Raw genomic sequence first — 10,585 nt, forward strand, 5'->3', positions numbered from 1 at the left:
AAACCGACGCCGAGCAAATGCGCCAATGGCTCAAGCCCTTGCTGCAAGGCGGAGATATCGGCCTGGTCTCCGAGGCGGGCTGCCCCGCGGTGGCCGATCCGGGCGCCAAGGTGGTGGCAGCGGCCCACGCCATGGGCATCCAGGTACTGCCCTGGGTGGGCCCCTCGTCCATACTGCTAAGCCTCATGGGCAGCGGCCTGGACGGCCAGCGCTTCGCCTTCCACGGCTATGCGCCGGTCGACCCGGGCGAGCGCGCCAAACAGCTCAGAGCCTGGGAAAGCGAATCGCACAAACACCGCCAGACGCAGATCCTCATCGAAACCCCCTACCGCAACGGCGCCATGTTCGACACCCTGAAGCAGGCCCTGAAAGGCACGACCCGGCTCTGCGTGGCCCGGGCGCTCACCACCAGCGAGCAGTGGATACAGACGCGCACGATTGCACAATGGAAGTCGCAGCCCGCGCCCGACCTCAACAAAAAGCCCACCATCTTCCTGTTCCTGGCATGAACACCCTTGCCTTCGGCGGAAGCATCGCGGCTACCGGCTTCTTCCCGAGCCGGAATCGCGGCGATCGCGGGGCGCTGTCGCGCTGGCTGCGCTGCGCGACGGCCATGCTGATGCTGGCCCTGCTGGGAGCCTGCGGCACATATCCGTCTCCCGCAGGCCTGGCCATCGACCGCAGCATCCAGGCCAAAAGCCAGAACAGCCGGGTCGAATTCGTGGTGCTGCACTATACGTCGAGCAACAATGGGGTGGCGCTGAAAACCCTGTCGCAAGGCAATGTCAGCAGCCACTACTTGATTACGGACGATCCGACGCCGCACGTGTATCAATTGGTGGACGAAAACCGGCGGGCGTGGCACGCGGGCGTCAGTCAATGGTACGGGTCATGCAACCTGAATTCGGCTTCCATTGGAATCGAAATCGTCAACGAAGGTGGCTCAGGACAAGTGTGGGCGCCCTACTCCGAGGCGCAGATTGCCGTGTTGAAGGTTCTGCTGCGCGACATCGTGCAACGGCACCAGATCAAGGCGGCGAATATCGTGGGCCATAGCGATATTGCACCACAGCGCAAAGTGGATCCGGGGCCTCTTTTTCCCTGGAAGGAGCTGGCGCGGGCGGGGCTTGGGCGGTGGTACGACGAAGAGCAGGTGGCAGGCAACGTCCGGGCACTGGAACGCTCGGGCCTGCCAACTGTGCGCTGGTTCCAGCAGGAACTGTCCCGGGTGGGTTACGCGGCGCCGGCCACAGGAGTGCTGGACAAGGCTACCAAAAACGTGATCCGGGCTTTTCAGATGCACTACCGGCCGAGCCGCTACGACGGACGGCCGGATATTGAAACGGCGGCAATTCTTCAGACGCTGCAGTGATATGTGAGGTTTCGCCGCTAACCACCACCGCGAGGACGGCGTTGACGGCCAGCAGGGGGCTACCAAGCATCAAGCCTTCGATAGCCAGCGATTCCGAACATAAAGGATCACCCTTGCCAACAGCAGCACGGCTACCACCGCCCCATAGACATAGGGCTCGAAAAAATTATTCTTGCCGGTGCGAATGAGCCAGAAGTGCCAGACGGACAGGATGGCGGCTGGGTACACAAGGCGATGCAGGGCTTGCCATTGGCGGCCCAGGCGACGGACCCAGCCGCGGGTCGAGGTGCCGGCCAGCGCCAGCAGGGCCAGGGCCGCGATGGCGCCGATGGCGATGAAGGGGCGCTGGAGAATATCGGCCCACATCGAACCCAGCGACCAGCCGCGCTCCCAATAGGCCCACGCCCAGACGTGCAGTACGGTATAGAAGAACGCAAACAGGCCGAGCATGCGGCGGCAGCGCACGAGGGCCGGCAGGTCCAGCAGACGGCGCAATGGGGTGATGGCCAGGGTCAGGCATAGGGCGGCCAGGGCCCAGATGCCCGACGACCGGATGAGGAACTCCTGGGGATTGGCGGTGAGGCCGCCATCAAGGCCCAGCCAGACCCAGCGGGCCACGGGGTACAGGCACAGGACAAAAAGCCAGGGCTTGAGCCGCATCAGTAATAGCGCCGCAGATCCATGCCGCTGTACAGCGAAGCGACCTGGTCGGCATAGCCGTTGAACATCAGGGTCTTGACCCTGGGAGCGAAAAGGCCGTCGCCGATGCGCCTTTCGGTGGCCTGGCTCCAGCGGGGATGAGGCACGTCGGGATTGACGTTGGCATAGAAGCCGTATTCGCCGGGAGCGATCTTTACCCAGCTGGTCAGAGGCATTTTTTCGGTCAATCGGATCTTGACCAGGGACTTGCCCGATTTGAAGCCGTACTTCCAGGGAATGGAAACGCGCACGGGCGCGCCGTTGGGATTGGGCAGGCGCTTGCCGTACACGCCGAACACCAGCAAGGTGAGCGGATGCATGGCTTCGTCGATGCGCAGGCCTTCGATATAAGGCCAGTCGATGATGCGCTCGTCGAGCCCGGGCATGTTGCCGGGCTGCACGGCGGTCACGAACTCGACGTATTTGGCCCTGCTGGTCGGCTCCGCCTGCTTGAGCAAGGTCGACAGCGAATACCCTTCCCAGGGAATGACCATGGACCAGGCCTCGACGCAGCGCATGCGGTAAACACGCTCTTCAAGGGGAGCCAGCCGAAGCAGGTCGTCGATATCGAAACGGCGGGGCTTGGCCACCTCGCCCTCCACGCTGACCGACCAGGGTTGCGTCTGCATTTTTCCGGCATGATCGTAAGGGTCGCGCTTGCCGGTGCCGAATTCGTAGAAGTTGTTGTAGGACGAAACGTCTTTTTCAGGAGTGGGCTTGTCGTTGACGGTATAGCGGGGATTGGGCCGGCCGGCATAGGGGTTGCCCGGCGCGCTGCCGACGGGACTGTCCGCGCCCAAGGCCGCCGAAGGCAGCAAACCGCCGGCGCCCAGCGCCAGCGCCCCCAGGCCGGCTTGCCTGAGCCACTCGCGGCGCGATACCCAGATGTGCTCGGGTGTAATCTGCGATGCATCGATGCGGGGAATGTGAATTCGGGACATGGCTTTCCTCGGGCATTCGCCAATTGGCTCGATAAAAATCCAGGAGCGTGGACGGCAGAAACAGTCCGGGCTCCTAGGCCGGCGCATTCACGCGCTGGGCCAGCCAGCCGCGCATCTCGTCCACCGAATCCAGCATGACCGTGGGGCGGGATTCGGCCAGCGTGGGCTTGTCGTGGGCGCCGTATGAAACCGCCAGGCTGTCGATGCCGGCATTGTGCGCCATCTGCACGTCGTGGGTGGTGTCGCCCACCATCACCACCTGTTCGGGATCCAGGCCGAGAACCTGCATGATGTCCAGCAGCATGCCGGGATGCGGTTTGCCGAAGGACTCGTCGGCGCAGCGCGTAATGTCGAAGTGCTGCTGCCATTGCTGGGCCGCCAGCATGCGGTCCAGGCCGACCCGGCTTTTGCCGGTGGCCACCCCCAGCAGCACGTTCTGCTGCTTCAAACCCAGCAGCAGTTCAGGAACCCCGTGAAAAACCCTGAGTTGGGTATCTCGCTGGTGGAAATGAGCGCGATAGCGATCCAGGAACAGGGGAAACTGCTCGGCCGTCAGATCGGGCACCACGCGGTACAAGGCGCTGTCCAGCGACAGGCCGATGACCCATCGGGCTTCCTGGTCGGTGGGCACGGGCAGATCCAGGTCGCGGCAGGCTCCCTGGATCGAGGACACGATGGAATGGGTCGAGTCCATGAGCGTTCCGTCCCAGTCGAAAACGACGGCGCTATAGCGTTTCAAGGGTTTTTCTCCAGTGATTCAAGCAGTTGCTCGCAGGCCGGGGGCAGCGGCGCATGCAGATCCAGCAATTCCCCCGTCAGGGGATGGGGTATTTCCAGGTGGGCGGCATGCAGAAACATGCGGTTGAAGCCCTGTTTGGCGAACTGGGCCCGGACTTCGTCCCGGCCGTATTTTTCGTCGCCGACGATGGGATAGCCGCTGGCGGCCAGGTGCACGCGGATCTGGTGCGTGCGGCCCGTGCGCAGCTCGGCTTCCAGCAACGTGTAGCGGCCATAGCGTTTTTTCAGGCTGATGATGGTATGGGCGGCCTTGCCGGCCGGATCCACCTTGACCCGCCGCTCGCCGGCGGCGGTCAGCCACTTGAGCAGGGGCTGGCGCAGATGCTGCCTGTCGTTGACCCAGTCGCCCACCACCAGCGCCAGGTAGCGCTTGCGGCCCCGGCTTTCGCGCAGCATGTCGTGCAGCGCGACCAAGGCCGAGCGCTTTTTGGCGACCATGAGCAGGCCGGAGGTTTCCCGATCAAGCCGATGCGCCAGTTCCAGCATGGGGGCTTCAGGCCGCGAGGCGCGCAATTGTTCGATGACCCCGAACGAGACGCCGCTGCCGCCATGCACCGCCGTGCCCGCCGGCTTGTCGATGACCAGCAGCGCGTCGTCTTCGTACACCACGGGAAAAACGGCTGGCGGAACCGGTCGCGATTCGTTCGGGGCGGGCAGGCGCAATGGCGGCACCCGCACGGTATCGCCCTGGAGCAAGCGATAGTCGGCGGCTATCCGCCCCTTGTTGACCCGCACCTCGCCGTTGCGTATGGCTTTGTAGAGATGGCTTTTCGGCACGCCCTTGCAGTGCCGGATGAGGAAATTATCGAGCCGCTGCCCTGCCGATTCGGCATCGATTTGCAGCAACCGTACTGACGGAAGGGATATTGGAACGGGTACGGGTTTGCGCATATGAAAAAGCAGCATATAATCACGTCAGCCTATGGAAGCTGAAACCTACCTGACGTAGAGATGCAATGGATGCGTCTCCGTCGGGCACATGTGCATATTGTACCGCTCGCGTTTCAGTTTCCGGGCCATTAGGTCGCCGGGGCAATACCGGCCTTCGCAACAGTGGTGTGGCATCGTGCCCGCTGTGCGGGTCTGTTGCCAACCGCGTGCGACGCTAAATGCTCTTGCAAGATAAAGTCATAGTTTAATGCACCAGCCGCGCTACCCAAACCGCGTCTGCCGTTCCCAGCAAATTTTTTCGTCAACAACCACTATCGTGCTTCTGACCTTCCTGCTGACTGAACCGCGTGCCCAATGGCACGCTGTGCCCGCCTGACACTTCAGGGCGGGTGCAGCCTGACGTCGTCAGCCCATCCGTCCTTTCCTGCAAGCCCTAGCGTTACACACCGAGTGGCCCGAGGTCGTGCGCCGATAAACGGCGCGCCACACAACGGAGAATCTCACTCATGAAACGCATGTTGTTTAATGCAACGCACCAAGAAGAACTACGCGTTGCCATTGTCGACGGTCAAAAACTCATCGACCTCGACATCGAAACCGCCGGCCGCGAACAGCGCAAAGGCAATATCTACAAGGGCGTCATCACCCGCATCGAGCCAGGCCTGGAAGCCTGCTTCGTCAGCTATGGCGAAGAACGGCACGGTTTCCTGCCCTTCAAGGAAATCGCCCGCTCCTACTTCAAGGAGGGCGTCGATGTACGCACTGCGCGTATCCAGGACGCCCTGACCGAAGGCCAGGAACTCATCGTCCAGGTCGAAAAGGAAGAGCGCGGCAACAAGGGTGCGGCCCTGACCACCTTCATCTCGCTGGCCGGGCGCTACCTGGTCCTCATGCCCAACAACCCCCGCGGGGGCGGCGTCTCGCGCCGGGTCGAAGGCGAAGACCGCCAGGAACTGCGCGAAACCATGGAGCAGCTGAACACCCCCGCCGGCATGAGCATCATCGCCCGCACGGCCGGCATCGGCCGCAGCGTGGAAGAACTGCAGTGGGACTTGTCCTACCTGATGCAGCTCTGGACGGCCATCGACGCCGCCGCCCGCGACAACGCCGCGCCGGTGCTCATCTACCTGGAATCCAGCCTGGTCATCCGCGCCATCCGCGACTACTATTCGCCCGAGATCGGCGAGATCCTCATCGACACCGACGAGATCGCCGAGCAGGCCACCGCCTTCATGAGCGTGGTCATGCCGGACAACGTCCAGTGCGTCAAGGTCTACCGCGACGACGTCCCCCTGTTCTCGCGCTTCCAGATCGAACACCAGATCGAAACCGCCTATTCCCGCACCGTGCAGCTGCCTTCGGGCGGCTCGGTGGTCATCGACCACACCGAGGCCCTGGTGGCCGTGGACGTCAACTCGGCCCGCTCGACGCGGGGCGCCGACATCGAGGAAACCGCCCTTCGCACCAATCTCGAAGCGGCCGACGAAGTGGCCCGCCAGTTGCGCCTGCGCGACCTGGGCGGCCTGATCGTCATCGACTTCATCGACATGGAGGACAACAAGAACCAGCGCGCCGTCGAAACGCGCCTGCGCGATGCCCTGCATTTCGACCGCGCCCGCGTGCAAATGGGCAAGATTTCGCGCTTCGGCCTCATGGAGCTGTCGCGCCAACGCCTGCGCCCGGCCCTGAACGAAGGCTCGCACATCACCTGCCCGCGCTGCAACGGCACCGGCGTCATCCGCGATGCCGAATCCAGCGCTCTGCACGTCCTGCGCCTGCTGCAGGAAGAAGCCATGAAGGAAAACACGGCCGCCCTGCACGCCCAGGTGCCGGTCGACGTCGCCACCTTCCTGCTCAATGAAAAACGCAACGACATCACCAAGATCGAGTCGCGCCTGAAGGTCAACCTGGTCCTGATCCCCAACAAGAACCTGGAAACGCCGCACCACCACATCGAGCGGCTGCGCCACGACGATCCCCGCCTGGAAGAAAGCAAGACCAGCTTCGACCTAGTGCAAAGCCCCAAAGCCGAGACGACCTGGACGCCGAACAAGGACCACGAGGCCAAGACCCGTCCCGACGCCCTGGTCAAAGGCATTACGCCCTCCCAGCCCGCTCCTGCGTCCTCGCATGCCGCGCCAGCCCCGGCCGCCACGCCGGCCGCGACCGGCCCGGGCCTGTTCCAGCGCATCGTCAGCTGGTTCACGGGCGCCGGCGCCAGCACCGAAGCCAAGCCCGCCGAAGCCACTTCGGCCAATGCCGAAAAGCCCCAGCAGCAAGCCGGCCGCAACCGCAACGGCCGCAACAATGGCGACAAGCGCGAACGCGGCAGCCAGCAAGGCGAACGCAATCGCCGCCGCCGCAGCGATCACCGCGATGCTGCGGCCGAGTCGGCCAGCGATGAAACTCGTCCAAGCCAGTCGGGCCGCGGCCAACGGCGCAACCAGGCCGAACAAGCCGCGCCGGCCAACACCAGCGCCGATCTGCCTACGGCGGAACGTGCTGACTCCTCCGAATCCGGCAACGGCGCCAGCCGCGGCGGCCGCAATCGCCGCGGCCGCGGCCGTGGTCGCCGTGACGAACAAGTCGTAGCCGCAGACGAAAGCACGCTGGAAAACACCACACAAGAGGTCGTTGCACCCGTGGAGGCCGCCAGCCCCGAGACCGCCGTCGAAGGCGAAACCGTGTCCGAGAACGGCGAACAGCTCGATCCGGAACGCAAGCGCCGCCGCCGTCGCAGCCGCCGCGGCCGCCGCAGCGGCGATGCCGACCACTCGCAAGAGGTATCGGCCGACAATGACGACAACACGGAACAGCCCGGCTACGTCGCCCACGAGACTCCGGTATTCAGCGCCGACGCGCTGCCCGCCGCCGCCACGGTCATGGGTGACTCGACCACCAGCCCGGCCGCATCCGGCGAGCCCGCCGAAATCTCCGCCGCGCAGCTGAGCCCAAGCGAAGCCAGCGCCCCCGAGCAGGCCGAAGCCTCCGAAGCCGCGCAAGCAGCCTCCGTCGAAACCGACACGCCAGCCCAAACGCCGGCTGCGTTGGAAACCTCGGCGCCCCAGGCCGAACCGGCAGCCTTGGAAGCCTCATCGACCCAAGAAGCCGCCCCTGTCGCCGCCCACGCGGACGACGCAGCGCCGGCTGCGGAAGATGCCGCGCAGCTCCCCGCCGATACCGCTTCGGCTCAAGAGGCCCAAGTGGCCCAAGACCAGGCTCCGATTGCGGACGCTTCCGCCGCAACGGCCTCAGCGCCTGCCAAGCCCACGCTGCAGGAAGTCGTCAACGCATCGGGACTGCAACTCATCGAAACCCGCACGGACGCGGCTGTTGCGGCCCCTGCAACGCCTCCCGTTCGCCTTGGGCGCAGCCGCAAGCCGGTCGCCCATATTGCGGCCGAACCCTTGCAACAAGTGGAAACCGAGAGCAGCAAGCCTGCTGCCTGATGATCCCCTCCGGCGGCGTTAAAAAGCCGCCGGACGCCGGCTCATGAAAAACGCCCGGGAAGCTGGACTCTTATCCAGCTTCCCGGGCGTTTTTCATGGAGGGGAATTGCGGCGGCCTTACCCGGCCTTGGCTACGGCATCGGCCGACTGGTGTGTGAACAAAGCCAGGAGATGCGCAAGCTCGGTGCGCATCTGGCGGCGGTCGACCACCATGTCGATGGCGCCTTTTTCCAGCAGGAATTCCGCGCGCTGAAAACCTTCGGGCAGTTTTTCGCGCACGGTCTGCTCGATGACCCGCGGTCCGGCAAACCCGATAAGCGCCTTGGGCTCGGCCATGACTACATCGCCCATGAACGCGAAACTGGCCGAGACCCCGCCCATGGTGGGATCGGTCAGGACGCTGATGAAAGGCAGCCCGGCTGCGGACAGCCGCGTCAGCATGGCATTGGTCTTGGCCATCTGCATCAGGGACAGCAGGCTTTCCTGCATGCGCGCGCCGCCCGAAGCCGATACGCAGATGAAAGGCGTGCGGTTCTTGATGGCCTCCTGGACGCCGCGGGCGAAGCGCTCGCCCACCACCGACCCCATCGAGCCACCCATGAACCCGAACTCGAAGCAGGCCAGAACCACCGGCACCGACAGGATGCTGCCGCTCATGACCACCATGGCGTCGGTTTCGTCGGTCTGCTTCGTGGCCTCGGCGATGCGCTCCGGATAGCGGCGCGAATCCTTGAACTTGAGTGGATCCATCGGGCGCGTGTTCTGTCCGATTTCGACCCGCCCTTCCGCATCCAGCAAGGCGTCGATGCGGGCCCGGGAGCCAAGCCGCATGTGGTGGCCGCAATTGGGGCAGACATTCAGCGTCGCCGCCAGATCGTCCTTGTACAGCACAGTCTCGCACCCGGGGCACTTTACCCACAAGCCTTCCGGGACGCGGCGCGCGCTGGCATCGTTGCTGCGATTGATGCGCGGAGGCAGAATTTTATCGATCCAACTCATGTGGCCTGTTCCTAATGATAGATTTTGGTCTGCGGGGCGCAATGCGCGCCTCTTTTATATCCAAGCATGCTCAACGCGCGGCAACCGCGTCTTCGAGGGCATGGCGTATGCTTTGCAGCCATTGCGATGCCGCGGCGGTCGCGGCCGCGTCGGCCTGGCTTTCATTGGCCTGGGCCACCGCCTGTTCCATGGTTTCGATGAGCTTGCTGCCGATGACGACGGCGTCCGAAAACCCGGCAAGCAGGCTTGCCGTTTGCGCGTCGCGTATGCCAAAGCCCACGCCTACCGGAAGCGAAACGTATTGGCGTATGTGGTTGAGCTTGTCTTCGACCGACGCAATGTCCAGATTGCCCGCGCCGGTTACCCCTTTCAGAGAGACATAATAAACGTATCCGCGCGCGATTTTCGCCACTTGGCGAATACGCTCGTCCACCGAGGTGGGAGCCAGCAGGAAAATGGGAGCAATGCCGGCGGCATCGAGCAAGGCCGCAAAATCCGCCATTTCCTCGGGCGGGTAGTCGACCACCAGCACGCCGTCCACGCCGGCCTGTGCGGCCCTTTCGACGAACCTGGCCTGGCCCATGCGCTCGATGGGGTTGGCGTAGCCCATGAGCACGACGGGCGTGCGGGCATTGTCGCGGCGAAACTGCGCCACCATGTCGAGCACCTGGCTCAAGCCCACGCCGCGCTCGATGGCCCGCTGGCTGGCTCGCTGGATGACGGGGCCATCCGCCATGGGGTCGGAGAACGGCACGCCCAGCTCGATGACGTCGGCCCCCGCCTCGACCAGGGCGTGCATGAGCCCGGGAGTCGCCGAAACGGAAGGATCGCCCGCCGTGATGTAGGGAATCAGAGCCGTGCGCGGCGCCGCGGCGGCAAAGGCCGCTGGCAGCCGGTTGGTGGAATTCGTAGTAGCCATAATCTTGCTTTGCGCTTACAGGGTAATGCCGCTGAATTCGGCGACGGTATGCATGTCTTTGTCGCCCCGGCCCGACAGATTGACCAGAATGATCTTGTCCTTGGGCAAGGTGGGCGCCAGGCGCACCGCATGCGCAATCGCATGCGACGACTCCAGGGCCGGCATGATGCCTTCGGTGCGGCAGCAAGCGTGGAAAGCCGCCAGGGCTTCGTCGTCGGTAACCCCCACGTACTCGGCCCGCCCGCTGTCCTTGAGCCAGGCGTGCTCGGGGCCGACGCCGGGATAATCCAGGCCGGCGGAAATGGAATGGGTTTCCTGTATTTGGCCGTTCTCGTCCTGCATGAGATAGGTGCGGTTGCCATGCAGCACGCCCACCACGCCGGCGTTCAGCGAACCGGCATGGCGCCCCGTCTCGAACCCCTCGCCGGCGGCTTCGACGCCCACCAGCTTGACGTCGGAGTAGTCGATGTACGGGTAGAAAATGCCCATGGCGTTGGAGCCGCCCCCCACCGAGGCC

General features: G+C 64.3%; 10 protein-coding genes. 3 read left to right on the top strand and 7 right to left on the bottom strand.

Features of this window, described 5'->3' with window-relative positions; translation table 11 throughout:
* Both VNT00_RS07010 and VNT00_RS07015 read left to right on the top strand, forming a co-directional pair.
* Positions 1-509: SAM-dependent methyltransferase (locus VNT00_RS07010; RefSeq protein ID WP_325585875.1), on the top strand; the 509-nt coding region annotated here is incomplete at its 5' end.
* 104 nt (positions 510-613) lie between these two features.
* The gene (locus tag VNT00_RS07015; protein ID WP_325585892.1) at positions 614-1,372 is read left to right on the top strand and encodes an N-acetylmuramoyl-L-alanine amidase; all 759 of its coding nucleotides are present in this window, start codon (positions 614-616) and stop codon (positions 1,370-1,372) included.
* A 69-nt stretch (positions 1,373-1,441) separates the two neighbouring features.
* On the opposite strand, the gene msrQ is transcribed toward VNT00_RS07015, so the two are convergent.
* From msrQ to VNT00_RS07035, 4 genes are all read right to left on the bottom strand, one after another.
* The gene (gene msrQ, locus VNT00_RS07020; protein WP_325585877.1) at positions 1,442-2,032 is read right to left on the bottom strand and encodes a protein-methionine-sulfoxide reductase heme-binding subunit MsrQ; all 591 of its coding nucleotides are present in this window, start codon (positions 2,030-2,032) and stop codon (positions 1,442-1,444) included.
* Positions 2,032-3,012, bottom strand: coding sequence for a protein-methionine-sulfoxide reductase catalytic subunit MsrP (msrP, locus tag VNT00_RS07025; RefSeq protein WP_325585879.1), 981 nt, complete (start codon positions 3,010-3,012; stop codon positions 2,032-2,034). The genes msrQ and msrP overlap by 1 nt, the downstream gene beginning before the upstream one ends.
* Positions 3,013-3,085: 73 nt before the next feature.
* The gene (locus tag VNT00_RS07030; RefSeq protein WP_325585880.1) at positions 3,086-3,751 is read right to left on the bottom strand and encodes an HAD-IA family hydrolase; all 666 of its coding nucleotides are present in this window, start codon (positions 3,749-3,751) and stop codon (positions 3,086-3,088) included.
* Positions 3,748-4,716: an RluA family pseudouridine synthase gene (locus VNT00_RS07035; RefSeq protein ID WP_325585882.1), complete on the bottom strand. Its 969-nt coding sequence runs from the start codon at positions 4,714-4,716 to the stop codon at positions 3,748-3,750. Before VNT00_RS07035 ends, VNT00_RS07030 begins: the two co-directional genes overlap by 4 nt.
* A gap of 491 nt (positions 4,717-5,207) precedes the next feature.
* On the opposite strand from VNT00_RS07035, the gene VNT00_RS07040 reads away from it, so the two are divergent.
* On the top strand, positions 5,208-8,150 hold the full coding sequence (locus VNT00_RS07040) for an Rne/Rng family ribonuclease (protein WP_325585884.1): 2,943 nt from the start codon (positions 5,208-5,210) through the stop codon (positions 8,148-8,150).
* 117 nt (positions 8,151-8,267) lie between these two features.
* Here the strand turns inward: VNT00_RS07040 and accD are convergent, their stop codons facing one another.
* The 3 genes from accD to VNT00_RS07055 all read right to left on the bottom strand — a co-directional run.
* A complete protein-coding gene (accD, locus tag VNT00_RS07045) occupies positions 8,268-9,149 on the bottom strand; it encodes an acetyl-CoA carboxylase, carboxyltransferase subunit beta (protein ID WP_325585886.1) in 882 nt (293 codons plus the stop codon).
* Positions 9,150-9,219: 70 nt separating this feature from the next.
* Positions 9,220-10,068 (bottom strand): tryptophan synthase subunit alpha, encoded by an 849-nt coding sequence (gene trpA, locus VNT00_RS07050; RefSeq protein ID WP_325585888.1) that lies wholly within the window; start codon positions 10,066-10,068, stop codon positions 9,220-9,222.
* Positions 10,069-10,083: 15 nt separating this feature from the next.
* Positions 10,084-10,585, bottom strand: a 502-nt coding sequence (locus tag VNT00_RS07055; RefSeq protein WP_325585890.1) for a pyridoxal-phosphate dependent enzyme, incomplete at its 5' end; no start/stop codon positions are given.

This window comes from Eoetvoesiella sp. (assembly GCF_035555955.1).
GTDB lineage: Bacteria > Pseudomonadota > Gammaproteobacteria > Burkholderiales > Burkholderiaceae_B > Eoetvoesia.